Below are 24,143 nucleotides of genomic sequence, written 5' to 3'. Positions count from 1 at the left end.
TCAAGCGTGATCGGCTGGATTGCCTTGACCCGCCTTCGGCGCTCCGGCGTCCTGATGATGATCGGCGGCGAGAAACATATACATCGCGGGCACCACGAACAACGTGAAGAGCGTACCGATCGACAGCCCCGTGAAGATCACGAGGCCCATCGCATTGCGGCCCGCGGCGCCTGCCCCGGAGGCGACCACGAGCGGCAGGACGCCGAGCACCATCGCCGCCGTGGTCATCAGAATCGGGCGCAGCCGCACGCCGGCCGCCTCTTCCAGGGCTTCGCGCTTCGATCTGCCGGCATGTTGCAGTTCGTTGGCGAACTGGACGATCAGAATGCCGTGCTTGCTGACGAGCCCCATCAGCGTGACGAGCCCGACCTGCGTGTAGATGTTCAGCGTCGTCAAGCCGATGTTGATGAAGATCAGCGCGCCGAAGAGCGCCATCGGCACCGAAATCAGAATCACGATCGGGTCGCGGAAACTTTCGAACTGGGCCGCGAGCGCAAGGAACACGATGATCGTCGCGAACATCAGCGTGATGACGAAACCGCCGGACTCCTGCACGAACTGCCGCGATTGCCCCGAGTAGTCCGCCGAATAGCCTGCTGGTGCTGCCTGTGCGGTCGCCTTGCGCAGAAAGTCGAGGACCTCGCCTTGTGACACGCCCGGCACGATCACGCCGGAGATCGTCGCCGAGTTGAGTTGCTGGAAGTGGTTGATCGATTCCGGCACGACGTTGTGTTCGAGATGCGCAATCGTCGAAGCCGGCATGACACTGCCGTCCGGCGTGCGCAGGTAGTAATCGAGCACCTGTGAAGGATTCAGGCGGTCGGTCTGCAATACCTGCGGAATCACCTTGTACGAGCGCCCGGCGATCGAGAAGTAGTTGACATAGCCGCCGCCGAGCGCCGACCCGAGGGCCTGCCCGACGTCGCTCTGCGAGAGGCCGAGCGAAGCGACCTTGTCGCGGTCGACGACGAGCGTGGCTTCCGGCTTGTCGAGCTTGAGATCGCTGTCGACGAAGAAAAACATCCCGCTCGCGCGGGCTTGTTGCAGAACTGCCTGCGATACCTCGTTGAGGTTCTCGAAAGGCTCGGTCGTGCTGATGACGAACTGCACCGGCAAGCCCTGCGAGCCCGGCAGCGGCGGAAACTGGAATGCCGCGACACGTGCCCCGGCAATCTCATTCCATTTCTGCTGCAATTCCTGTTGCAACGCGGTCGCGCCCTTGCTGCGCTGATCCCATGTCTTGAACAGCACCCCGCCGATTCCCTGGTTGAGTGTCGGTGAGCCCGTGAGCTGGAACATCTGCGAGTATTCAGGCAAGGCCTTGGATATGTCGAATACCTGGTCCGCGTACGTCTGCATCTGCTGGATGGTCGCGTTCGGCGGCCCCTGGATCTGCGACAGTACGATGCCCTGATCCTCCTGCGGCGCGAGTTCCGATTTCGACGTCATGAACAGGTAGACCGTTCCGCCGAGCAGCAGCGCGCCCATCACGGTGAATACGGGCCAGGTGTCGAGCGTCGCGTGCAACAGACGGCCGTAGCCACGATGAAGGCGTTCGAACTGGCGGTCGACGAAGCGCGCGAAGCGCCTCGACTCCTGGTCCGCGCGAAAAAAGCGCGAGCACATCATCGGCGACAACGTGAGCGCGATCACGCCGGACACCGTCACCGCGCCGGCCAGCGAGAACGCGAACTCGGTGAAGAGGGCGCCGGTCAGGCCGCCCTGAAAACCGATCGGCGCATACACGGCGATCAGCACGACGGTCATCGCGAGGATCGGGCCGCCGAGTTCGCGCGCGGCGATCAGCGCGGCCTCGAATGGCGCCTTGCCTTCCTCCTTCATGTGGCGATCGACGTTCTCGACGACGATGATCGCGTCGTCCACCACGAGCCCGATCGCGAGCACGAGCGCGAGCAGTGTCAGCAGATTGATCGAATAGCCGAGAAACTGCATCACGAAGAACGTGCCGATGAGCGACAACGGCATCGCGATCAGCGGCACGACGACCGCGCGCAAGCTGCCGAGGAACAGGAAAATCACCGCGGTGACGATCAGCAGCGCCTCGACCAGCGTCTTGATGACTTCGACGATCGCGGTGTTGATGAAATCGGTTGCGTCATAAACGATCTCGCCCGTCATGCCGGTCGGGAACTGCTTCTGCAGCCCCGGAAAGATGGCCTTCACGCGCTTGGCGACATCGAGAATATTGGCGTCCGGCGCGACCTTGATGCCGATGAACACCGAACGCTTGCCGCTGAACGCGACATTGAAGTCGTAGCTGTCGGCGCCGAGCACGACGTTCGCGACGTCTTCGAGGCGCACGATCGCGCCGTTCTTCTGTTTGACGACGAGTTGCTTGAAGTCGTCGACGGTGTGCAGGTCCGTGCCCGCGTTCAGATCGACGCTGACCATTTGCCCCTTGGTCGTGCCGAGCGTCGCGAGATAGTTGTTGTTGCCGAGCGCCGTGAAGACGTCGGCTGCCGTCACGCCGTGGGCGGCGAGCCGCGTCGCGTCGAGCCACGCGCGCAACGCGAACTGCCGGCCGCCGAGGATTTCAGCCGTCTGCACGCCTTCGATCGAATCGAGCTTGGGCTTGATGACGCGTAACAGGTAGTCCGTGACGTTGTTGCTCGGCAGCACGTCGCTGTAAAAGCCCATGTACATCGCGTCGGTGGTCTGCCCGGTCTGTATCGTCAGCACCGGCTGCTGCGCCTGCGGCGGCAACTGGTTGCGCACCGAGCCGATCTGCGTATTGATCTCGGTCAGCGCGCGGTTCGCGTCGTAGTTCAGGCGCAGCGTTGCGATAATGGTCGACACGCCGGTGCTGCTCGTCGACGACATGTAGTCGATGCCTTGCGCCTGGGCAATCGCCGACTCGAGCGGCTGCGTGATGAAGCCGGCGATGGTGTCGGCGCTCGCCCCGTAGTAGGCCGTGGTGATCGTCACGATGGCGTTTTCGGTCTGCGGATACTGGCTGACTTTCAGCGCGGCCAGCGAGCGCAACCCGAGCACGAGGATCAGCAGGCTGACGACCGAGGCAAGCACGGGCCGGCGGATAAAGAGATCGGTGAAGGTCATCGCGCGGTCTCTCTATTGTTCCTGGGGCGCCGGGTTCGGATTGTCCGACGGCTGCACGCTGTTGTTGATGACGAGCGGCGTGCCGTTCTTCAGCTTGAGCTGACCGCTCGTCACGACCTGCGTGCCGGCCTCGACGCCTTTGAGGATCGCGACCTGATCGCCGCGCGTCGGGCCAGGCGTGACGAACACCTGCTGCGCGACGGGCAGCGCCTTGCCCTGTGCATTGGGTTGCGTGCCCGGCTTGACGATGAACACGGTCGCGCCATAGGGGTTGTAAGTGATCGCGGTTTGCGGGAGCGTCAGGTAGCGCTGTCCGGCGCCCGCGTCGATCTTCACGTTCGCGTACATGCCCGGCAGCAGCTTGCGCTCGTGGTTGTCCACGCTGGCTTCGATCTGCACGTTGCGCGTGGTGCTGTCGACCTTCGGGCTGACCGACTGGATCTTGCCCTTGAACGTTTGCCCGCTGTAGGCATTGGTGTCGACCACGATGGTCTGGCCGATCGCGAGCTGGCCGAGCTGCTGCTGTGGCACGTAGAAATCGGCGTAGATCGGATCGATTGCCTGCAACGTGACGATCGCATCGCCCGGATTGATGTACTGCCCCGGATTGATCGTGGTGATGCCGAGACGTCCCGCAAACGGCGCGCGAATGATCTTCTTGTCGACAAGCGCGGCCTGTTGCGCGACTTGCGCCTTCTTGCCCTTGAGGTCGGCGGCGTCCGCGTCGAGCTGCGCCTTGGCGATCGCCTTGATGTCGTACTGCGCCTTGTCGCGCGTGTAGACCGTCTGCGCGAGTTCTGCGGCTGCCTGGAGCGACTGGAGCAGCGCCACGTCGCTGTCCGCGTTGAGCCTGACAAGCACTTGTCCGGCTTTCGCTTCCTGTCCCGAACTGAATGCCACCTCGCGCACGAGGCCCGCGACTTCGGTGGTGACATCGACGCCGCGCACGGCGCGCAGGCTGCCGACCGCCGCAAGCTGCGGCTGCCATTGCTGATAACCGGCGACGACTGCCGAGACGGTGGCGGGCGGCGCCGAGTTGCCCGCCATGAACTTGGCGAACATATGCGTGCGAAACACGTTGAAGCCGACGAGCGCGGCCAGCAGCAGGCCGACACAGATCAGCATGATCACCATCCGTTTTGTCAGCGGTTTTCTTTCGGTCATCGTGATGTCCTTGCACGGCATTGGGCGAAAGCGCCGGACGGTTCGTCCTTTCGTTCCTTCGTTTCTGACGGCGCGTGTTGCAAAGAGCGGTGAAGCGAGTGTCCCGTCGGGCTATGGCAATGCGTCAATGCGTGGTCGCGGCGGTGGCCGGCGCGGCGGCGTTCCACCAGCCGCCACCGAGCGCCTGGAAGAGGGCCGCGGTGTCGGCGTAGCGGGCTGCCTGAGCCTGAGCGAGGCTCACCACGGTTTGCTGGTACTGGCGTTGGGCATCGAGAAGCGATAGATAGCTCACGCCGCCGACGCGGTACTGCCCACGCGTGAGTTCCAGCGAGTCGTTGGCGGCATGCCAGGCATCCGTCTGCGCTTTCAGGCCGGTCGCGTCGTGATCGAGCGCGCGCAGCGAGTCCGCGACGTTCTGAAACGCCAGCAGCACCGTTTCACGATATTGCGCGTCGGCCTGCTCGTACGCCGCCTCGGCTGCGCGCTTCTGCGCGCTCAGTTGCCCGCCGTGGAAGACCGGTTGCAGCAGGCCGGCGCCGATGCTCCAGATCGTGCTGCCGGCTTTGAACACCTGTGCCGGCGTCAGAGCCTCGGCGCCGTAGCTGGCCGACAGCGTGATCTGCGGATACATCGCCGCGGTGGCCACGCCGATTTGCGCGCTGGCCTGATGCAGCACGGCATCGGCGGCGAGAATGTCGGGCCGCTGTTGCACCAGGGCCGACGGCAGGCTGACAGGCAGCGTTTCGGGTAACGAAAACATCTCGAGCCTGAATTCGGGCAACGCGGTGTCGCTGGGCAGTTTGCCGGCCAGCACGGCGAGCTGGTGACGCACCTGGTCGAGTTGTTGTTGCAGCGGCGGCAGCGTAGCGCGGGTCTGCGCCAACAGGGTCTGCTGCGCGAGCACCGTCGTACGGCCCACGCCCCCAAGTTCGAACTGCTTGCCGAGTACGCCCAGTTGCTCGTCTTCTTGCGCGGCGATCTGCTCGGTCGCCTCGATCTGGGCGCGCAGCGACGCTTCCTTGACGGCCGCGGTCACGATGTTCGCCGACATCGCGAGATAGGCCGCCTGCAACTGGAAGCGCTGGTAATCGACTTGCGCGTGCACCGCTTCGAGTGCGCGCCGGGTGCCGCCGAACACGTCGAGTTTGTACGACACGTTCACCGATGCGTTGTAGAGATTGAACTCCTCGACGAGTCCGGGCTCGCCGAATGTGACGCCGTTGAATTTTTCGCGCGTGGCGCCGAGTTGCGCGTCGACGCTGGGCAGAAGGGTGCCGCCCGCTTGCGCCGAGAAGTTCTCGCGCGCCTGCCGCAGGGCCGCTTGCGCCGCCGCGATGTTCGGACTGTTGACGAGCGCCTGACGGATCAGCGTATCGAGCGGCTCGCAATGAAAGAGCGCCCACCAGGCGGCGGGAATGTCCTGTCCCGGCACGAAGCGCTGCGGCAAGCCGGCGGCTCCCGGGGAAGAGGCCGTCTGCTCGGGCAGCGGCGAAGCGGTGTAGGTGTCGGTAGCGGGCGCGGAGGGAGAGCGGTAGTCAGGACCGACCATGCAGCCGGCCACTGCGGCGCAGCCGCATAGCGCGACGCACAGGCGCCGCTGCCGGACAATACGCGGGGTAACGTCGGTCATCGATCCACCTTATATCGCCTGCGTTCTGACTAAACGAGCGAGCGGACGCGGATATTCGGGCAACGTGAACGTTCGGTGTTTCTTTTCCTGCCTGACGCCGGAATTTACCACGCGGGACGATAGCTACGCGTAGCCTAGCACGGTCGATTGCTGCGCTCGCACACGAGATCACGTAGGCAGTGCGCTCGACCTGCCGCCACCGGGATCTCCCATTGCTCAAACGGTCTATACTGGAATATCGCCCTTTTTTTCGGGGGATCAAATGGCTGCCACGCAATCCGGGGCGACGCCCCTCTCCGATCAGGACGCTCGGCGGCAGTTACGCCGCGCCGTCATCGCCAGCACGATTGGCACTACGATCGAATGGTATGACTTCTTCCTCTACAGTACGGTCACCGGCCTGGTTTTCGCGAAGCTGTATTTTCCCGGATCAGACCCACTCGTCGGCACACTGCAAGCTTTCCTGATTTACGCCGTCGGCTTTATAGCGAGGCCGGTTGGCGCGGCTATTTTCGGCCACTACGGAGATCGCATCGGACGTAAAGCCACGCTCATCGTCACGCTGTTGCTGATGGGATTCGCCACGTTTGCCGTGGCCTTTGTTCCGACCTATGCGACGATCGGCATCTGGGGCGCCGTCGCGCTCACGGTGCTGCGTTTCATCCAGGGCGTGGGCGTCGGCGGCGAATGGGGTGGCTCGGTCCTGATGTCGATGGAATGGGCACGCACCAACGCGCACCGCGGCTTCGTCGCCTCCTGGCCGCAGTTCGGGGTGCCGGCGGGACTGTTCCTGGCCAACCTCGCCGTGCTGGCCATGAGCGAGATCTCCGGCAGCGCTTTCCTGACGTGGGGCTGGCGCGTTCCCTTCTTCCTCAGCATCGTACTGGTCGCGATCGGCCTCTACATCCGACTGAATATTCTCGAGACGCCGATCTTCGCGCGGCTCCTCGCCGAACACAAGATCGAGAAGACGCCGATGCTCGAGGTATTGCGCCGCCAGCCGAAAGACATCCTTCTCTCGGCCTTTGCGCGCATGGCGGAACAGGCACCGTTCTACATTTTCACGGCCTTCGTCTTCACTTATGGCGTCACGACGCTGGGCGTGACACGCGACCTGCTGCTGACGGCGGTGCTGGCGGCTTCCGTGCTGGAATTCGTCACCATCCCGCTGTTTGGCCATGTGTCCGATCTGATCGGGCGGCGGCGGATGTACATGATCGGTGCCGCCGCTGTCGGCGTATTCGGCTTCCTCTATTTCGGCATGGTCGACACCAGGAATCCAATGTGGATCTTTGCGGCCATCGTGCTCTCGCTGGTACCGCATTCAATGATGTATGGTCCGCAAGCTGCATTGATCGCCGAATCGTTCACGGGGCGGCTGCGTTACAGCGGGGCGTCCATGGGCTACCAGTTGGCTTCGGTCATTGCGGGCGGCCCCGCGCCGCTGATTGCGACCGCGCTCTTCGCTTACTACCATTCGGGCTATGCGATCGCCGGCTATGTGCTGGTGTGCTCGGTGCTCAGCCTGATCGCCGCTTCGCGGCTGGGTGACTACACGAACAAAGACATCTCGCAGGAATACGACGATGCGCGGACGATGGGCGATAGCGGGCACGCCACTCCAGCCGCATGATTAGTCGGCTTGCCGCGGCTTCCATCAATAGGCCGCGGTCAGAGCGGGTCGGGCCGGGCCGGGTTCGCAGTGCCTGTCTTCATTTCCACCACGCTAATTCCCGTTACCTCTGGTCCTACATGCCTCGACAACATCCGCGGGCGCACGACCTGACCGGTGGCTCATTGCGCCCATTGGCCAGATTGCCAGCGTGCCCCGTGCCATGCCCGACGCAACGTTCCTTCACATGCGTCGAATCTGATCAGGCGTTTCAGTCATATCTTACGGCGACCTGATCATAGAACCTCGCGTCTCCCAATCGTACATTTGAGCCACCGGAATGCCAGGTCAGCCGCCTGCCTTCAGGCCGGTAGATGAACGCTCACGGCCCCCGCCGCATGACGATCCATATTGGGAGAAATGCTATGAATGCAGTATCGCGACTCACCGACCGCGATCGTTACGCGCGGTGCATTCGCGCTTCAAAGATGGTCAGCTGGGACATCGACCGTGACGTGATTCGAGGCCGCACCTTTGACACGTCGCAGAAGTATTTGCCAGACGGACTCTCGCTGGCTCCGAATTTCATCACGCTCTCGGATAGCGAGAAGCTTTTTGTCAGCCAGATTCAGGGACGCACGTATGCCAACGTGTTCGGACTGGTGGAGCGCTTCATCAACGCCAAGGTGCTGGAAGTCAGCCGTGACTATTGGCTTGGCGACCAGGTGGCGCTCGAGGCGCTGGTCCGCTTTAGCGACGAGGAGCTTAAGCATCAGGCGCTGTTTCGCCGCATCGACATGCTGGTCGGTGAAACGCTGCCCGCTGGCTATCGCTTCAACGTCGACCCTGATGCCATTGCCGCCGTGGTCCTCGGCAAGAGCACCTGGGCCGTGCTGGCGCTGACGCTGCATATCGAACTGTTCACGCAGCTTCACTATCGCCATAGCATTGATCCAGACGGTCAGCTTTCCGAACTATTCAAGAATGTATTCCTTTACCACTGGAAGGAGGAGAGTCAACACGCCATTCTCGACGAGCTCGAATGGGAACGTCACGACGCCACTGTCACGGCCAACGATCGCGACAAGGCTGTTGACGAGTTCATCGAACTGGTCGTCGCGATCGACGGCATTCTGCAGGCGCAGGCCGTAGCCGACGCGCGTTACTTCGTGGCCAACTGCGGCCGCGCGGTCTATGAAGCGGAAACGCTGTCGATCGAAGCGAATTTCCTCGAGGCCTACCGGTGGCAATACATCCACTCGGGTGTACGGCACCCTCATTTCAGGGAGGTGCTTTATAGCCTTATTTCCGAAGACCAGGCCATGCGCATCCAGACTGCGCTCGCCACCCTGCAATAAGACTTTCTGAAGCTGAACAACCCACGTTTGTCCAGGAGATGGAACATGAATGCCAATGCACAGACCCATGAAACTAACATCGTCAACGGCCTCAACGTCGACGACCTGTTCTCCCTGATCGAAGGCGTCAAGGGCGATGCGTCGAAAGCCAACACCAGTTGGCGCGTTGCCACGACCTGGAAGGGCCAGGCCCGGAGTCACTCCGAGGTAAAGGGGTTCGCGATCGGAGGGCAGGACGTGTCGCGTCGATTCACGATCGATATCGATGAACCTCTCGAACTCGGCGGCTCGAACCAGTTCGCCAATCCTCAGGAGCATCTGATCGCGGCGCTGAACGCTTGCATGACGGTGGGTTACGTGGCGCAGTGCGCTGTTCGCGGAATCACGCTCCAATCTCTCGAGATTGAAACGGAGGGCGACATCGACCTTAGAGGCTTTCTCGGGCTCGACCCGAAGGTGGCAAACGGCTACGAGAGCCTGCGTTATACCGTTCGTATCAAGGGCAGCGGTACCAAGGAACAGTTCGCCGAAATCCACGACGCTGTCATGGCCACTTCTCCCAACTTCTACAATCTGGCGAATGCCGTCTCCTTGAAACCCACGCTTCTGGTCGGGTGAGCTTCGCGATGTAGGGCGGCGCGACTCGAATCGTTTCCGTCGCGCCGCCTTCCAACTGCGGATCGCCAACTCAGCTGTCCGGTGAACGGTCATACGCGTTCACCGACGTTCACCGGTTCCAACTTTTCGCCAGGTGTTCAGGCTTGAAGTTACTCGACGAAATCCGTTGCTTCGGAAGAGCCTTTCCAGGCGTCGACATCGTGCTGGACCGCCGCGATCTTTTGCGCCGCCAGTTCGTTCGCAATCTTGCCGGCGAACAGGTGCAACGGGGGTTCTGTTACGTCCACCGCCTGCATGATCAGCAGGGCCAGCTTGTCCGGGTCGCCTGCCTGACGACCGTGCAGCGTGCCGAGGTGCAGATCGAGCGATGCCTTGGCCTCGGTGTATTCATCGATCTGCCGTTTGGCCACCGCTAGCGCGCCACTCGACAAAAACTCCGTGCGCACCGGCCCCGGATACACCACCGTTGCCTTGATGCCGAACTCGGCCACCTCGGCGGCCAGCGACTCCGTCAGGCCGGCGATGGCGAACTTGCTTGCCACATAGCTGCCCCAGCCGGCGTAGCCGCCCTGGAAACCCACAATCGAAGCGATATTGATCACGTGCCCGCCGCGCTGGGCACGCAGGTGCGGAAGCGCATGCCGCAGCACCGTCAGCGGGGCGAACAGGTTGATGTCGAAGTTTTGCCGAAGCTCCTCGTCCGAAAGCCCTTCAACGGTGCCTTGTTGCGCATAGCCGGCGTTGTTGACGACCACATCGATCTTGCCGAAGGTTTCAATCGTCCTGGCGATAGCGCATCGCACGCTCTGGTCGTCGGTGAGATCCACTTGCAGAGGAAGAAACTGCCCGGAAGCCGGGCCGATCGCTTCGGTCAGCGACGCTACGGTTCGCGAGGTCGCCGCGACGCGATCGCCGCGCGCGAGGAGTTGCCGTACGAGTCGTTGGCCGACGCCTTTCGACGCGCCGGTGACAAACCAGATTTTTGCAGACTTGCTCATGATGATGTCCTTTGATAGATCAGTCATGCGAAATTAATGGAGGCCAATTGTTTAAAGGAACTCGGCCATGAATTACTTGAGCGCCACGCTCATTCCGCCATCGGCCATCACCACCGCGCCGACGATATAGCTGGCTTTAACGGAAGCCAGGAAGGCGATCACTTCGGCGATTTCCCGCGGATCGGCCGCCCGTTTGATCGGCGCGCTCTTGCCATGCGCGGCGAGAAAAGCCGGCCCGTCTTCGTGGATGTGGTTCGTGATGTTCGTCACCGCATCGCCCGATCCGACCGCATTGACGCGAATGCCGTGATCGATCGCTTCGAGCGACATGGCGCGCGTCAACTGGGCGAGCGCGCCTTTCGACGCCGCATAAGCGGCGATCAGCGGAAACGCCTGATAACACGCATATGAACCCACGTTGACGATCGCGCCCGTCTTCGCCGGCATCATCGCGCGCATTGCCTCGCGCGAGAAAAGGAACGCGCCGGTGGAATTGACTGCCTGAATGCCGTTCCAGTCGTCGAGCGTCATGTCAACGACCGGCTTGTTGATGATGATGGCCGCGTTGTTGACCAGAATGTCCAGCCGCCCGAAGCGTTCTGTCGCTGTCGACACCGCACGCACCGCGCTTTCTTCATGCGCGACGTCGGCGATGAGCGGCACGATCCCCGGCTGGGCCAACGCTTCGACATTGGCGCCGCGATCGACGGCGATCACGGTGGCGCCTTGGCCGTGCAGTAGCTCGGTGGTGGCGAGTCCGATGCCGCTAGCCGCGCCAGTGACGATGGCGACTTTGCCGGCGAATATTTGGTCTGTGGATGCAGATGAGGTCATGATGAATTTCTCCTGGGGGAAGGGGATGCTTAGAAGGGACTTGCCGTCGGACGCACGACGAGTTCGCTCACGTCGACATCCGCCGGCTGCTCGATCGCGTAGGCGACTGCGCGCGCAATGGCGTCGGAGGTCAACGCGATCCGGCGGAAGTCACGCATTGCGGCCCGCGCCGTTTCGTCGGAGATCGAATCGGCCAACTCCGACTCCACGACGCCGGGGCAGATCACGGTCACGCGAATCTTGTCGGTTTCCTGCCGCAATCCATCCGAGATGGCGCGCACGGCGAATTTGGTGGCGCAGTACACGGCGGCGGTCGGCGTGACGGCCAGCCCGCCGATCGAGGACATATTGATGATCTGGCCGAACCCCTGCCGCTCCATGGTCGGCAGTACCGCGGCGATGCCGTGCAACACGCCGCGCACGTTCACGTCGATCATGCGATTCCACTCGTCCACTTTGAGCGAACTCAAAGGCGACAAAGGCATCACGCCGGCGTTGTTGACGATCACGTCGATACGGCCGAAGGTGTCTAGCGCGAACTGGGCGAAAGCGTTCACGTCGGCGGCGGACGTGACGTCGAGTGCCCGATAATGAACCGAGCCGCCGCTCGCCTGGATTGTCTCGGCCAACGCCGCGAGTCGTTCGGTGCGCCGTGCGCCGATCACGAGCTGATGCCCCTGGGCAGCGAGCAGCCGAACCGTTGCTTCGCCGATACCGCTGCTTGCCCCGGTGATGAGGATGACCTTGGGTTGGTTGGTTTGCGTTGTCATGGTGCGTTCTCCGTTCCGATAGTTCGTGCAGGTTTTGTCCGAGGGGCGCCGCGAAGGCCGTACATCACGAAGCAGGGCAATCGCGGCGGCGTCTCTCTCGAGACCTTCGGCAGCACTGTGCAACCGATGACCCATCTTATGAGCCGGCCACCTGCGTGCGAATACACGCGACAATGGCGGTATTGCCTATTCCTATCGACGTGGGCTGTTGCCCGTTGATCGAGTCCGGCGGAATCGCTTAACCTGACCTCGCAAAAAAAGGAGTTCTCGTGACCGTAGCCGACAACCCGGTTTCCACAAGAATGGTGAGCCTGCTTGGGCGCCTGGCGCCGAATGAGGGGTACACCCAGTCCGCATTGGAGTCGGTGCGGTTCATGCGCTCGAACCGGCCGCTGGGGCGCACGCCCGTGCTGTACGAACCCAGCATCGTGATCGTGTGCCAGGGGCGCAAGCTGGGCTTTCTGGGCGAAGAGGTGTACGTCTACGATGCGCAGCACTACCTGATTCTGTCGGTACCGCTGCCGTTTTCGACGGAAACCGAGGCGAGCGAGTCCGAGCCGATGCTGGCCGTGTCGCTGCGGCTTGATCTCACCGATCTGACCGACCTGATTCTGGCGATCGATCAATCGGCGTGCCAGCAGCAAGGCACGCCGCTTGGGATCGTCTCCACGCCGCTGGAGGGCGATCTTGCCGACGCTACGTTGCGCCTGCTACGGGCGCTGAGCTCGCCGCTCGATGCCCAGGTGCTCGGGCCGGCAATCGTGCGCGAAATCTGCTATCGGGTCCTGGTGGGGGAGCGTGGTGCGGCGATGCGAGCGGCGCTCGCCCATCAAGGCCGCTTCGGCAGGGTGGCCAAGGCGCTGCGGCGGATCCACACGGACTTTGCCGAGCCACTCGATGTCAGCCGTCTCGCCGACGAGGCCGGCATGAGCGTGCCGGCTTTTCACGCCAATTTTCGGGCCGTCACGCAGACTTCTCCGATCCAGTACATCAAGTCGACGCGGCTTCATCAAGCGCGCCTCATGATGATCCGCGACGGCTTGACTGCCGCGTCTGCGTCGGCGCGAGTCGGCTATGAGAGCCCGTCGCAGTTCAGCCGCGAATTCAAGCGGTTTTTTGGCCGCTCGCCGGTGGACGAGGCTCGGGACATGCGAGCGTCTTTCGCGCTTTCGCCCGCCGCGAAGATCGACGATTTTGTCGCGTCTCACTGATAGCCCGCTTCACTCATGCTGCGCGCGAGTTACGGCGCTCAGACCGGGCATCGGCGCTGAGCGCAAAGGCAACGGCAACGGAGAATGGCGCTAGCTGCGGTAATCGGATTTCGGGTCGTCGATCAGACGGAGCGCGGCTTGCCACGCCAGCTCCGCGATTTCCGCCGAATCCTCGCGAGCGAACTGGCTCGCGGTCAGTTCACAGACTTCACGCGACGGGATGCGCAAGGCGCTGCCGCCGGCCAATGCCTGAATCTGCGCCTGGCAGGCACGTTCGAGGAAGTAGATCTCGTGGAATGCTTCGGCGGCCGTGGCGCCTGCGGCCAGCAATCCGTGATTGCGCAGGATCATCGCCTTGCAGGTGCCGAGATCGCGGACCAGACGTTCGCGTTCGCCGAGTTCCAGCGCGATGCCTTCGTAATCGTGGTAGCCGAGCTTGCCGTAGAACTTCAACGCATGCTGGCTGATCGGCAGCAGCCCTTGTTCCTGAGCGGATACAGCGGTTCCGGCGGCCGTGTGCGTGTGGATCACGAAATGCAGGTCGTCCCGCGCGGCGTGAATCGCCGAGTGGATCGTGAAACCCGCGGCGTTCACGCGGAACAATGCGGGCTCGGTTTGCGCGCGCTCGTCGACGACCTTGCCCTGATGATCGATCTTCACCAGATCCGAAGCGCGCATCTCGTGGAACAGGACACCATAGCGATTGATCAGGAAGGCGGCTGGCTCACCCGGCGCGCTCGGCAGACGCGCGGTAATGTGCGTGTCGATCATGTCCGTCATGCGGAAATGCGCGACGAGCCGGTAAAGCGCGGCCAGTTCTTCCCGCACATGCTGCTCGTTATCGGATCGCGTGCTGCGTGCAGCGCGCGATTCCACCGTGGGGTCGGATAATTGGGACGTTTGCATTTGAGAAGGCTCCGAGGTTCGCACTTGCTGTCACGTGCGCAATGTTCGCTGGCGGCGAGGCGGGTTGGCAAGCGTCGCGGCTTCGGTAAACAATACGCCGTTATCGTCGGCGAGGACCAGTCCGTCGGACCGTACCATGCTCGCGCATGGTCTCGTGCCGTTAACGGAAGCCAAAAGCAATGGGGCGAATGATCTCCGATAAAAAAGAACTCGCCCAAAAAGAAAAACGCCCCGCAGGGCGTTTTTCAGAACTTCGATCCAGCAGGAAACTCGCGTTCCCCACCGAGAGAGACCCGCTTAGAACTTGTGACGGATACCGACGCGGAACGCCAACTGGTTGTCCGAACCCGTGCCCGACGTATTGAAGTAGCTCGTGCTCGAACCGATCTGCGCTTGCACATCGCCCGTTGCCGCATTGTGGCCCGAAGCGATCTGGTAGATACCCAGTGCATACACGTCAGTACGCTTGCTCAGCGCGTAGTCGACGCTCAGGTCCACCTGGTTCCAGTGGCCCGTGTTCGCGTTGCTCAGGTGCATGTACGTGTAGCCCGCGCCTGCCGTCAGAGCCGGCGTGAACGCGTACTTCGCACCTGCTTCATAGGCGGCGAACGTCGTCGAACCACCCGTGATCGGCTCGAAGCGCGTGTTCGTGTACAACGCCCACAGCGTCGCTGCGCCGATCGAGTAACGGCCGCCGACGCCGAACGTGCGCAGATCGCGCACCGTGCCGGTCGTCACGTTGGCCATCGCCGTCGAGAAGGCCGGCGTTGCCTGACCCGGGAAGCGGATGTCCGTGTAAGCCGCGCCGACGCCGAACGGGCCGTTGGCGTAGTTCACGCCGAAGCTATAAGCACGCGACGAACCGGCGGTCGTGCCGACCGTCGGTGCGCCGGCAAATGCGCCTGCCTGGTTCGAGAAGCCGTACATCGCGCCGAAGGTCAGGCCCGCGAAATTCGCGCTGCTGAACTTGACTGCGTTGTTGATACGGCTCGACGTCAACTGGTCGACGTCGTTGATGTGGTAAGCGTAGTTACCCGCGACGGTCTGGCCGCCGGTCGAGTAGTTGCCGCCCAGATAGTCCGTCGAAAACGAGTACTGGCGACCGAACGTCAGCGAGCCGATGCCGTCCTTCGACAGACCGACATAAGCTTGACGGCCGAACAGCGCGCCGCCCTGGCCGAGCGTGCCGTTGCCGCTGTTAAAGCCGCTTTCCAGGACGAACAGCGCCTTCAGGCCGCCACCCAGATCTTCCGTGCCGCGCAGGCCCCAACGGCTGCCTTGCGAAACGCCGTCGTCGTACTTGAAGAGGTTGTCGTGACCCGTTGCGGTCTTCGAGTTGTTCACGTAGCTGATACCGGCATCGATCAAGCCATACAGCGTGACGCTGCTTTGCGCGTGGGCGGCGGTGGCGAAGACGGCGAGAGTAGCGGCGGTCAATACTTTCTTGTTCAAGACTTTCTCCGATTAAAAATTAAGCGATCGCGGCGCCGAACTCTTTGGTCAGGTCGTGCGATGGCCCGAAATTTAAGGGAACGCAGAGTAAGGTATGTGACAGCATGGGTTATTTTTGAAATCTGTCGCGCCGGCGCGACACTCACATGGCGCTGCCCGCTCAAATCACGCAGGCCATGCGCGTATAAGCTTTTTCCGGATCGTGCATATAAGCGTGTGAAAAACGATTGGTTTCGGGCGCCCCGGCCGCATGCGACGATGCGCGCCTATCAACAAATCACACGTGGGGCAACGCATGCAACGCCGGAGAATCATCCAGAACCTGCTCGCTATTGCGGCCATTTCGCTCACGGCCACGTTCGCGCACGCGGACGACAAACAACTCAAGATCGGCACGATGAGCGGTCCCGACGCGCAAATCTGGACGGTCGTGACGAAAGTGGCGGCGCGCGAAGGTCTGAACGTCAAGGTCATCGAATTCAACGACTATGTGCAGCCGAACGCGGCGCTCGACGCGGGCGATCTCGACGCCAATGGTTTTCAGCACCAGCCGTTTCTCGACAGCCAGATCAAGCAGCGCGGCTACAAGATCGTCAACGTCGGCCTGACCTATGTGTCGCCGATGGGCTTCTATTCGAAGAAACTCAAGTCGCTTAAGGACTTGCCGGAAGGAGCGAAGGTCGGCATCCAGAACGATCCGTCGAACGGCAACCGTGCGCTGCTGCTTCTGCAGAAGTACGGCGTGATCAAACTCAAGCCGGGCGTCGGCACGAACGGGGTGAACGCGACGCCGCTCGACGTCGCCGAGAATCCGAAGAAGATCAAGCTGGTCGAACTCGACGCCGCGCAATTGCCGCGCGCGCTCGGCGATCTCGACGCGGCGTCGATCAATACCGACTACGCGGTCAAGGCCGGCCTGCAGCCGACCAAAGACGCGATCGCGATCGAGGACCTCAAAGGCCCGTACGCGAATCTGATCGCGGTGCGCGAGCAGGACCGCAATCAGCCGTGGGTGAAGAAGCTGGTGGCGGCGTACGAGTCGGACGAAGTGCGCAAGTACATCGATACGCAATTCAAAGGCGCGATCATTCCGGCCTTCTGAGCGCGGCTTCGACACACGGAGTGCAAAAGCAGATCGCCCGCTGAAACAGCGGGCGATTTGTCTTTCGGCTCAAGCTTTTACCGGTGCAATGCGCGGCAACGCGGCACCGTCCACGGTTGCGCTTTAGTTGCTCAACAGCGAGCCGCTGCGGAACGCCTTCGCGCCGGCGATGCGCGCGAACTCCAGGCCGGCCGTCGCAAAGCGCGTCAAATGCCGTGCGTACAGCACGCCGGCCACGCTGCTCTTCAGCGTGACGACTTGCTCCGTCAGCGGATCGACAATATCGGCGATCTCATGGCCCACGTCGACCCAGGTGCCCACTTCGCAGCGATACACCAGCACGCCGCTCATCGGCGCGACGATCGGCTCGGCGCCGGCGAGCGGCGTGGCGGCGAATTCGAGCGGCGGCAGCGGAGCGGCCGTACCGTCGATCACGCCACGCGAGGTCAGGTATTCGATGATCGCCTGGGCATCGTGCTCGGCGTACTCGTACGACACTTCGCGCTGGCCGCGCAGTTCGATCGTGACCGAGATCGAGCCGTTCGGAATCGGGAAGCGGTCGCCGTAGCGGCCACGCAGATCCGACCAGCAGAAGCTGTGGATTTCATCGAACGGGTTGCCCACCGAATTGAGCGCGAGCAGCGAGGCCTTGGCATCCAGGTAGCAGGCGAGCGGCTCGACTTCCGGCCACAGATCCGGATTCGTGTAGAGGTGCATCGCGGCTTCCCAGTCGCAGTGCAGATCGAGCACGATGTCGGCGTCGTACGAGAGCTTTTGCAGTGCGAGGCGCTGCGATTCGAGTTCGGTTGCCGGCTGTTGCGCGTCGAGTGCCTCGCGCATGGCCGTACGGATGGCGGTGCGGTTGGCGTCGACGTTGTCGGTCAGGCGCGACTCGATCACCGGCTGCACCAGCGCCGACAGATCGTGGAAATTGCGGTTGAAGTTCTGCGCGGTGTTGGTCTCGAAGCGTCCCGTCAGATGGCCGAGAAAGTGCTGGTTCAGGCCGATCGGATTGGCCACCGGCACGATCACGACTTCGCCGCGAAGCTTGCCGGCGGCTTCCAGCGCGGCCAGCTTGCGGCGCAGCGCCCACGACACCAGCATGCCGGGCAACTCGTCGGCATGCAGCGACGACTGGATGTAGATCTTCTGCCCGCCGCCGGGACCGTAGTGGAAACTCATGAGGTTGCGGGCGGTGCCGAGCGTCGGGGCAATCAGCGGATGGGTTTGGGTTTGCATAGTTTTCAAATCCGCGGCGAGGTGGGGCGTGCCGCGCTATCTCGTTGATAACAGTGGGGAAACTTGCTTGGCGGCCGGTCAGTCTCGGGGCCGGCGGGTGGCGCCTTGCGGGCGCCTCGATCGCACGATCTTAGCCGATATGACGCAGTGTGTGGTTTTATGCGGCGCCGCAAATGAAACGGGCTCCGCATGTGGCGGAGCCCGTTTCGGCAAACCGGCAGGCGCGCCGTCAGACGCGCATGGCTGGTTGAGTTGGCAACTTAGCTGCCGTACACGTCGAAGTCAAAGTACTTCTTCTCGAGCTTCTTGTACGTACCGTCCTTGATGATGTCGGCGATCGCCTTGTCGATCTTCGCCTTCAGATCGGTGTCTTCCTTGCGCATGCCGATGCCCGCGCCGTTGCCGAGGATCTTCGGATCGTCGAGGTTCTTGCCGACGAAGTCGAAGCCGGCGCCGCGCGGCGTCTTCAGGAAGCCGATTTCAGCTTGCACCGCATCTTGTAGCGCTGCGTCCAGACGGCCCGACAGCAAGTCGGCGTAGACCTGGTCCTGGTTCTGATACGGCACGACCTTCGCGCCCTTCGCTTCCCAGTACGTCTTCGCGTAGGTTTCCTGGATCGTGCCTTGTTCCACGCCAACCGTCTTGCCCTTGAGCGAGTCGGCCGTCGGCAGGATGCCCGAACCCTTCTTCGCGACGAGGCGCGTCGGCGTGTTGAACAGCTTGTTCGAGAAGGCGATCTGCTCGGCGCGTTGCGGCGTCATGGACATCGACGACAGCACGCCGTCGAACTTCTTCGCCTTCAGGGCCGGGATCATGCCGTCGAAGTCGTTTTCGACCCACACGCACTTGGCCTTCAGGCGCGCGCAGATCTCATTGCCGAGGTCGATGTCGAAGCCAACGAGCTTGCCGTCCGAGCCCTTCGACTCAAACGGAGGATAGCTGGCGTCAACGCCGAAACGGATGGTCGACCACTCTTTAGCGTGTGCGCCAATCGAAACGGTAGCAAGCAGAGCAACCGTCAAAGCCGCTAGCAGTTTTTTCACTGTTTAACTCCTCGTGTAGTTCAAATACGCCCGCATGCGGTTGTACCGCTGCGAGTCACCCGGCGCGACTCACGACCGGGCTTGGGTTGAAGCTGCCAGCCGGGGCGGCCAGCAGCGCGCGCCAAGCTTATCAGTTCAAAAAGATTGGGTAGCTAGTGAAACACCGGATGGCGCGGGAGGATAGCTTTTAAGGTCCAAGTGTGGTGGAGATTCAAAAGCGGCCGTGATGCGTATTGGATGGAATGGCCGCTCGCCTTGCGCATGTAATCGCGTAGTAATGAAGTTGGCTAATTGCGTCCGTATTGCAGTTCGGCCGAATGACGCGCGATTCAAGCCACTCGGGCGCGGCGGACTAAAAACCGGCCATTTACTCCTTATTTACTGCTTACCCAGCGAATCCGCGCGCCCGGCGCCGACCTCGCCGCACCACAGTTCGCCTTTGTCCATCATCTGCGCCTCCTGCGCGGACATGCCCGCGCAGGTGCCGCGCATGTCCGGCGTCTCGCGCTCAGTGCGCGCGAGCGCGGCCCGGTTCATTTCGCCCTGAAGCCAACTGCCGAAGCACCCAATCGACCCGGCCGCGACGGCCACCCACATCCACTCTGTTTTGCTCAAGCGCATTGTCTGTTTCTTGTCCGACTCTTCGACTGCCCGCAAGACAGGCCGCGCGACATCCGGCGACGCTGCCGTCGACCGCCGGCGGCGGACTGGGCAAGAGAGTTTATCGGCACCGGCGCGGGGTTCTTTAGAGACGGCCCTCTATCTCCGAATGGCGTTATTAAGCGCGGACAATCGCGCGCTATTACAGCGCTTGCGCGCGTTTCAATCGATAGGCGGCGAGTTAAAGTTTCCGCATAAAGTGCCGTTAAATGCAGTTGAGCGGCTTTGATGCATCACGTCCGACCGGATATTTTTTCGACTCTGGCTAAGCCAAAAACCAAAAATGGTTTCCTTAGCGCTATCATCGATGCTCCTCGCGCTCCGCTACACGCAGCATCGAGCGCATCTGTCTGAAGAAAGTCACCGAGCACCCCGTCCGCGGATCGAGTCCGCGTGTTTGCGCTCGTCGGAAAGGCCTTCTGCTAAACGGTGTTGGTTATGCACATGATGTTGACGGCAGATGAAAAGCGCTTTTGTAAACGATTCTTCCATTCACGAATCGCTGCCGCCTTGGCGCGCGCGCGTTTGTCGTGTCGCGGCGTTTGTTCGGGATATTTAACATTTCTGATTGGCGCGGTTATCTGCCTGGGCGTTTGTTTGGCGTCGCCGGTTAAAGCCGAAGAAAAGATTCTGCGCGTGCTGGCATGGCCCGGCTACGCGGACGCCGACGTCGTCAAGAATTTCGAGGCGCGTTATCAAGCCAAAGTGGAAGTGACGCTGGTCGATTCCGACGAGGCGCTGTGGGCGCAGATGCACGCCAAACATGCGCCGCCGTTCGATGTGCTCGCCGCCAATACCGCGGAAATCCAGCGCTACACGCAGGCGAATCTGCTGGCGCCGCTCGATCTCGCCAGCTTGCCGAACACCAAAAAACAATTGCCGCGCTTTCAGGCGCTCGCGTCGATCGGCGGCATCACGTCGGGCGGCAAGGCGTACGCCATTCCGTTCACGTATTCGTCGATGGGCCTGATCTACGACCGCAAGCAGGTCGCCGTGGCGCCGCGCTCCATGCGCGAATTGTGGAATCCGCGCTACCGCGGCAAGGTGCTCGACTTCAACAGCGCGCAGCACAATTTCTCGTTCACGGCGCTGGCGCTCGGCTATCCCCATCCTTTTCAACTCGATGCCGCGCAGATGCGCGCGATCGCGCACAAGCTCGTCGATCTGCGCCGCAATCTGTTGACCTATTACACGTTGCCCGAGGAGGCGACCGCGTTTTTCATCCAGCACAAGGCTGCGCTGATGTTCGGCAACTACGGCACCCAGCAGGTCGAATTGCTGCGCCGCGCGGGCGCCGACGTCGGCTACGTGATTCCCGACGAAGGCGCGCTCGCGTGGCTGGATTGCTGGTCGATGACACGCGCGGCGGCCGATCAGCCGCTGGCGCTCGCGTGGATCAATTACATGCTCGAACCGGACGTGAGCGCTTTGCTGACGCAACGCCAGGGACTCGCCAACACGTTGACGGCGCCCGTGGAAAACAGCGATAACGCGCGCATCGTGTGGATTGGCCCGGTCGAAGATATTCAGCGGCGCGAGGACCTGTGGGCCAGAATCGTGTCCGGGGACCGGTCGGAGCGTTTTTGATGATACGCCCGGGGCTGACCTTCAAACTATCCGTGCTGCTTGCGTGCATCGGCGTGCTCGCGTCCGGCGCGACCGGCTATTACGCGTATCGCGCCAACCGCACGATGCTCGTGAACGAAGCCGAGCGCAGCCTGCTTACGTCGACGGAATTGCTCGGCCAGCGCTTTTCCACCTCGATCGACGACGTCGCCGCCGACGCGCTTGTGCTCGCGAGCATGCCGTCCACGGCGGAGGTCGCGCAGACCGACGACGGTATCGGCCCGAACGTGGCGCGCGAACGGCTGGCGCAGGTGTATTCCAGTTTCATGGTGCATCACCCCGAGTACCTGCAAGTCCGTCTGATCACGCGCCAGCACTATGGACTCGAACTGGTGCGCTTCGACCGCGACGCCGACGGCCTCGTGCGGGTCGAAGGCAACAAGCTGCAGGAGAAAGGCCAGTTCGCGTACGTGTTCGACACGCTGGCGTTTTCGCCGGGCCGCATCTACACCTCGCCGATCTCGGTCAACCACGAGTACGGCACGCATGCCGCGGAGGGCAAGCCGACCTTGCGGGTCGGCACGCCGGTGTCGAACGTCAATGGCGCGGTGGTGGGCGTGATCGTGATCGACATCGATCTGGCGGGTTTGTTCAAGCGCCTGCAAAGCGATTTGCCGAGCGACTATCAGGTCTATCTGGCTAACGAGTGGGGCGATTTCCTCGTTAATCCGGATGCGTCGAAAACCTTCGGCTTCGATCGTGGCCGGCGCGTGCTGATGCAGGACAGTTTCTCCGTCACCAAGCCGCTGTTCGAGCAGACGCAAAGCGAGGTGCTGGTCAACGGCCTTGGGCGGCCACGGCAGGCCGCCGGCCAGGTGCTCGCTTTCGTGCGCAGGCCGTTCGGCGATCTGGAGGGCAACCGCTTCATCGTGCTCGGTCTGGCCAAGCCGCTCGAAGACGTGCTGTCCGGCGCGAATCTGCTTGGCAACAGAATCGTGCGCATGGTGCTGATTTTCAGCGTGCTGGCGCTGTTCCTTGCGGTTCTGTTCGCGCGCGCGCTGACCAAGCCGCTGCACATTCTCGCGTACGCGGCGACGCATCTGTTCGCCGAGCACGCCATGGAAACGCTGCCGCTCAAACGGACCGACGAGATCGGCGTGCTGGCGCGCTGCTTCGACCGGCTGCGCCGCGAAATCAAATCGCAGATGGACGTGTTGCACACCAAGCAACGCGAGCTCGTGCATCTCGCCACGCACGACGTGCTGACCGGACTGCCGAACCGCGTGCTGTTCATGGAGAAGCTCGAAAGCGCAATCGACGAAGCGACGCGGCGCGAGGAAGGGCTGGCCGTGCTGTTCGTCGACCTGGACCGCTTCAAGCAGATCAACGACCAGTTCGGCCATGCCGTCGGTGACAAGGTGCTCGTCGCGGTGGCGCGCCGCTTGAAGCAGGTGCTCTGTTCCGCGGATGTGGTGGCGCGTCTGGGCGGCGACGAGTTCATCGTGCTGATCGAGGGGCCGCGCTCGGCGGAGGCGGCGCCCGCGATTGCCTCGCGGATCATGGCGACGTTGAACGAGGAACTCCGCGTGGACGGGCAGGGCATGACGGTGGGCGCGAGCATCGGCATCAGCCAGTTCCCCGACGACAGCGGCACGGCCGAGGAGTTGCTGCTCAACGCCGACGCCGCGATGTACGCGGCCAAATCCGGCGGACGCTGCGCCTATATGCGCTATCACGTCGTGCTCGAAATGCGCCGCCGCGAACAGCTCGAGCAGGCGCACGCGCAGGCAGACGTAGGCGCAACGGAAGGGCGCGAGGCCAAGCCGACGACCTGATGCGCCTGTTACGCTTGAGCTGCACGCCCAGCTTTGCTGGCTGCTTGCCGGTTGCTTGCCGGTTGCTTTCTAATTGCTTTCTGATCGCGTCGCCTGCTGCTCTCTCCCCAGCAAAACCGCGAGGCAACTTTGCCTCGATCCTCGCTTTGCCGAGCGTCGAAGCAATCGTTTGCGCCGATCTTGAGGCAAGTCTTTTTGATTTTCGGCGAAGCGTTTCCGCCATATCAACTTTGCCGCGGGCCTGCCGAAAACTCCGATATAGCAACGGATTTGACGGGAGATTGCCGTGAAGCGACAGATAGGGTTGTTGGCTGCCGTTTTCGCGTTCGCCGGGTGCGCCCAGATGCCTCCGCCGACTGCGGCCCATACGGACAAAGCGCCGAACGAGGTGATCAGTTTCGACATTCCGCCCGACGCGCTCGGCGCGCGCGATCCGCAACTCAGCGCCGTGCTCGCCAAAGCGGGCGCGTTGGCCGCCGCGCAGCCGCAGTCCACGGTCGTTCTCGTGACCGCGCTGGGGCAGGATTTTGCGTACCTGAATCAGGCGGTATGGAAGGGCGTGCCCGCACAGCGCACGGCCCGCGTGAACTTCGAGAACCGCACCGCCGGACTGGGTCAGCCGTATAGCGTGTCGATCAGGACGGTTCAATGATGGAGGGCACCGTGACGGTTCGCATCATTTTGCTGGCGCTGGCCGCGCTTCTGAGCGCGCCGGCCTTTGCCGGCCAGCCGGGCGCGGACCTGCAATCCGCCGGCGCATTTCCCGCAGCATTTCCCGCCGCGGCGGACAAGGTTTATCCGCCGTTGCCGTCGCTCGCCATGCTTCCGCCTCCGCCCGCAACCGACGACGACTTGCCGCTCAAACCGGCTACGCGTCGAAAGAAGCCGCATGGGGCGGCTCAGACGCAGGAGCGCAGAAGTCCGCCGGGCCCGGTCGTGCGCATCGTCGTGTCCGACGCCTCGCGTGCCTATCTCGACTCCGTGCAACGACAGATCGATCAGGCGTTGGCCAGTAAATCGGGCGGCGACCCGACGCTCGCCACTCTTTATCACTAACTAGCGGAAGG

20 protein-coding genes are annotated in these 24,143 nt (G+C 62.4%); 9 read left to right on the top strand and 11 right to left on the bottom strand.

Translation table 11 applies throughout. The features are described from left to right. From P0D80_RS05420 to P0D80_RS05410, 3 genes are all read right to left on the bottom strand, one after another. Nucleotides 1-3,078 carry an efflux RND transporter permease subunit gene (locus tag P0D80_RS05420; RefSeq protein WP_408281854.1) on the bottom strand — a complete coding sequence of 1,026 codons (3,078 nt, stop codon included), beginning with the start codon at nucleotides 3,076-3,078 and terminating at the stop codon, nucleotides 1-3. 12 nt (nucleotides 3,079-3,090) lie between these two features. After that, nucleotides 3,091-4,242 carry an efflux RND transporter periplasmic adaptor subunit gene (locus tag P0D80_RS05415; RefSeq protein WP_408281852.1) on the bottom strand — a complete coding sequence of 384 codons (1,152 nt, stop codon included), beginning with the start codon at nucleotides 4,240-4,242 and terminating at the stop codon, nucleotides 3,091-3,093. Nucleotides 4,243-4,366: 124 nt separating this feature from the next. Then, entirely contained in the window at nucleotides 4,367-5,872 is a 1,506-nt protein-coding gene (locus P0D80_RS05410) for an efflux transporter outer membrane subunit (protein WP_408281850.1), read from the bottom strand. 262 nt (nucleotides 5,873-6,134) lie between these two features. On the opposite strand from P0D80_RS05410, the gene P0D80_RS05405 reads away from it, so the two are divergent. The 3 genes from P0D80_RS05405 (at nucleotide 6,135) to P0D80_RS05395 (ending at nucleotide 9,460) form a co-directional block, all read left to right on the top strand. Next, nucleotides 6,135-7,505: an MFS transporter gene (locus P0D80_RS05405; RefSeq protein WP_132382202.1), complete on the top strand. Its 1,371-nt coding sequence runs from the start codon at nucleotides 6,135-6,137 to the stop codon at nucleotides 7,503-7,505. A 404-nt stretch (nucleotides 7,506-7,909) separates the two neighbouring features. Beyond that, entirely contained in the window at nucleotides 7,910-8,842 is a 933-nt protein-coding gene (locus P0D80_RS05400; protein WP_408281849.1) for a hypothetical protein, read from the top strand. A 45-nt stretch (nucleotides 8,843-8,887) separates the two neighbouring features. Continuing rightward, a complete protein-coding gene (locus P0D80_RS05395) occupies nucleotides 8,888-9,460 on the top strand; it encodes an OsmC family protein (protein ID WP_408177006.1) in 573 nt (190 codons plus the stop codon). A 149-nt stretch (nucleotides 9,461-9,609) separates the two neighbouring features. Here P0D80_RS05395 and P0D80_RS05390 read toward each other — a convergent pair whose 3' ends face one another. The 3 genes from P0D80_RS05390 to P0D80_RS05380 all read right to left on the bottom strand — a co-directional run bounded on the left by P0D80_RS05390 (nucleotide 9,610) and on the right by P0D80_RS05380 (nucleotide 12,062). Then, entirely contained in the window at nucleotides 9,610-10,458 is an 849-nt protein-coding gene (locus P0D80_RS05390; RefSeq protein WP_408281847.1) for an SDR family oxidoreductase, read from the bottom strand. Nucleotides 10,459-10,530: 72 nt separating this feature from the next. Then, nucleotides 10,531-11,292, bottom strand: coding sequence for an SDR family NAD(P)-dependent oxidoreductase (locus P0D80_RS05385; protein WP_408281844.1), 762 nt, complete (start codon nucleotides 11,290-11,292; stop codon nucleotides 10,531-10,533). Between the two features lie 29 nt (nucleotides 11,293-11,321). Further along, nucleotides 11,322-12,062 carry an SDR family oxidoreductase gene (locus tag P0D80_RS05380; protein ID WP_408177009.1) on the bottom strand — a complete coding sequence of 247 codons (741 nt, stop codon included), beginning with the start codon at nucleotides 12,060-12,062 and terminating at the stop codon, nucleotides 11,322-11,324. Between the two features lie 269 nt (nucleotides 12,063-12,331). Between P0D80_RS05380 and P0D80_RS05375 the strand changes: the two genes are divergently transcribed. After that, on the top strand, nucleotides 12,332-13,273 hold the full coding sequence (locus P0D80_RS05375; protein WP_408281843.1) for an AraC family transcriptional regulator: 942 nt from the start codon (nucleotides 12,332-12,334) through the stop codon (nucleotides 13,271-13,273). A 90-nt stretch (nucleotides 13,274-13,363) separates the two neighbouring features. On the opposite strand, the gene P0D80_RS05370 is transcribed toward P0D80_RS05375, so the two are convergent. Together P0D80_RS05370 and P0D80_RS05365 are read right to left on the bottom strand one after the other, a co-directional pair. Further along, entirely contained in the window at nucleotides 13,364-14,179 is an 816-nt protein-coding gene (locus P0D80_RS05370; protein ID WP_408281840.1) for a class II aldolase/adducin family protein, read from the bottom strand. Between the two features lie 297 nt (nucleotides 14,180-14,476). Then, the gene (locus P0D80_RS05365; protein WP_132382218.1) at nucleotides 14,477-15,631 is read right to left on the bottom strand and encodes a porin; all 1,155 of its coding nucleotides are present in this window, start codon (nucleotides 15,629-15,631) and stop codon (nucleotides 14,477-14,479) included. Between the two features lie 295 nt (nucleotides 15,632-15,926). Between P0D80_RS05365 and P0D80_RS05360 the strand changes: the two genes are divergently transcribed. After that, a complete protein-coding gene (locus P0D80_RS05360; RefSeq protein WP_408177014.1) occupies nucleotides 15,927-16,733 on the top strand; it encodes a MetQ/NlpA family ABC transporter substrate-binding protein in 807 nt (268 codons plus the stop codon). Between the two features lie 123 nt (nucleotides 16,734-16,856). Here P0D80_RS05360 and P0D80_RS05355 read toward each other — a convergent pair whose 3' ends face one another. The 3 genes from P0D80_RS05355 to P0D80_RS05345 form a co-directional block, all read right to left on the bottom strand. Continuing rightward, nucleotides 16,857-17,972: a succinylglutamate desuccinylase/aspartoacylase family protein gene (locus P0D80_RS05355; RefSeq protein ID WP_408177015.1), complete on the bottom strand. Its 1,116-nt coding sequence runs from the start codon at nucleotides 17,970-17,972 to the stop codon at nucleotides 16,857-16,859. 260 nt (nucleotides 17,973-18,232) lie between these two features. Further along, complete coding sequence (locus P0D80_RS05350) at nucleotides 18,233-19,015, bottom strand: ABC transporter substrate-binding protein (protein WP_132382224.1); 783 nt, start codon at nucleotides 19,013-19,015, stop codon at nucleotides 18,233-18,235. Nucleotides 19,016-19,393: 378 nt separating this feature from the next. After that, the gene (locus P0D80_RS05345) at nucleotides 19,394-19,636 is read right to left on the bottom strand and encodes a hypothetical protein (protein ID WP_408177016.1); all 243 of its coding nucleotides are present in this window, start codon (nucleotides 19,634-19,636) and stop codon (nucleotides 19,394-19,396) included. Nucleotides 19,637-20,113: 477 nt separating this feature from the next. Between P0D80_RS05345 and P0D80_RS05340 the strand changes: the two genes are divergently transcribed. The 4 genes from P0D80_RS05340 to P0D80_RS05325 all read left to right on the top strand — a co-directional run bounded on the left by P0D80_RS05340 (nucleotide 20,114) and on the right by P0D80_RS05325 (nucleotide 24,132). Then, nucleotides 20,114-21,262 carry an ABC transporter substrate-binding protein gene (locus P0D80_RS05340; protein WP_408281839.1) on the top strand — a complete coding sequence of 383 codons (1,149 nt, stop codon included), beginning with the start codon at nucleotides 20,114-20,116 and terminating at the stop codon, nucleotides 21,260-21,262. Next, a complete protein-coding gene (locus tag P0D80_RS05335; RefSeq protein ID WP_408281838.1) occupies nucleotides 21,262-23,076 on the top strand; it encodes a diguanylate cyclase domain-containing protein in 1,815 nt (604 codons plus the stop codon). The genes P0D80_RS05340 and P0D80_RS05335 overlap by 1 nt, the downstream gene beginning before the upstream one ends. Before the next feature lie 343 nt (nucleotides 23,077-23,419). Further along, complete coding sequence (locus P0D80_RS05330) at nucleotides 23,420-23,728, top strand: hypothetical protein (RefSeq protein WP_408281837.1); 309 nt, start codon at nucleotides 23,420-23,422, stop codon at nucleotides 23,726-23,728. Beyond that, the gene (locus P0D80_RS05325; RefSeq protein WP_408281836.1) at nucleotides 23,725-24,132 is read left to right on the top strand and encodes a hypothetical protein; all 408 of its coding nucleotides are present in this window, start codon (nucleotides 23,725-23,727) and stop codon (nucleotides 24,130-24,132) included. The genes P0D80_RS05330 and P0D80_RS05325 overlap by 4 nt, the downstream gene beginning before the upstream one ends. Nucleotides 24,133-24,143 lie beyond the last annotated feature (11 nt).

Source organism: Paraburkholderia sp. RL17-373-BIF-A (assembly GCF_046030175.1).
Lineage (GTDB): Bacteria > Pseudomonadota > Gammaproteobacteria > Burkholderiales > Burkholderiaceae > Paraburkholderia.
This window is presented reverse-complemented; position numbering and strand designations above follow the sequence as displayed.

Excerpts from the sequence above, each read along its gene's own strand:
- P0D80_RS05345 (WP_408177016.1), bottom strand. The coding sequence starts at position 19,636 with ATGCGCTTGAGCAAAACAGAGTGGATGTGGGTGGCCGTCGCGGCCGGG.
- P0D80_RS05380 (WP_408177009.1), bottom strand. The coding sequence starts at position 12,062 with ATGACAACGCAAACCAACCAACCCAAGGTCATCCTCATCACCGGGGCA.
- P0D80_RS05370 (WP_408281840.1), bottom strand. The coding sequence starts at position 14,179 with ATGCAAACGTCCCAATTATCCGACCCCACGGTGGAATCGCGCGCTGCA.
- P0D80_RS05330 (WP_408281837.1), top strand. The coding sequence starts at position 23,420 with ATGCCTCCGCCGACTGCGGCCCATACGGACAAAGCGCCGAACGAGGTG.
- P0D80_RS05390 (WP_408281847.1), bottom strand. The coding sequence starts at position 10,458 with ATGAGCAAGTCTGCAAAAATCTGGTTTGTCACCGGCGCGTCGAAAGGC.
- P0D80_RS05415 (WP_408281852.1), bottom strand. The coding sequence starts at position 4,242 with ATGACCGAAAGAAAACCGCTGACAAAACGGATGGTGATCATGCTGATC.
- P0D80_RS05360 (WP_408177014.1), top strand. The coding sequence starts at position 15,927 with ATGCAACGCCGGAGAATCATCCAGAACCTGCTCGCTATTGCGGCCATT.
- P0D80_RS05340 (WP_408281839.1), top strand. The coding sequence starts at position 20,114 with ATGCACATGATGTTGACGGCAGATGAAAAGCGCTTTTGTAAACGATTC.
- P0D80_RS05355 (WP_408177015.1), bottom strand. The coding sequence starts at position 17,972 with ATGCAAACCCAAACCCATCCGCTGATTGCCCCGACGCTCGGCACCGCC.
- P0D80_RS05400 (WP_408281849.1), top strand. The coding sequence starts at position 7,910 with ATGAATGCAGTATCGCGACTCACCGACCGCGATCGTTACGCGCGGTGC.
- P0D80_RS05325 (WP_408281836.1), top strand. The coding sequence starts at position 23,725 with ATGATGGAGGGCACCGTGACGGTTCGCATCATTTTGCTGGCGCTGGCC.
- P0D80_RS05385 (WP_408281844.1), bottom strand. The coding sequence starts at position 11,292 with ATGACCTCATCTGCATCCACAGACCAAATATTCGCCGGCAAAGTCGCC.
- P0D80_RS05335 (WP_408281838.1), top strand. The coding sequence starts at position 21,262 with ATGATACGCCCGGGGCTGACCTTCAAACTATCCGTGCTGCTTGCGTGC.
- P0D80_RS05410 (WP_408281850.1), bottom strand. The coding sequence starts at position 5,872 with ATGACCGACGTTACCCCGCGTATTGTCCGGCAGCGGCGCCTGTGCGTC.
- P0D80_RS05395 (WP_408177006.1), top strand. The coding sequence starts at position 8,888 with ATGAATGCCAATGCACAGACCCATGAAACTAACATCGTCAACGGCCTC.
- P0D80_RS05420 (WP_408281854.1), bottom strand. The coding sequence starts at position 3,078 with ATGACCTTCACCGATCTCTTTATCCGCCGGCCCGTGCTTGCCTCGGTC.
- P0D80_RS05405 (WP_132382202.1), top strand. The coding sequence starts at position 6,135 with ATGGCTGCCACGCAATCCGGGGCGACGCCCCTCTCCGATCAGGACGCT.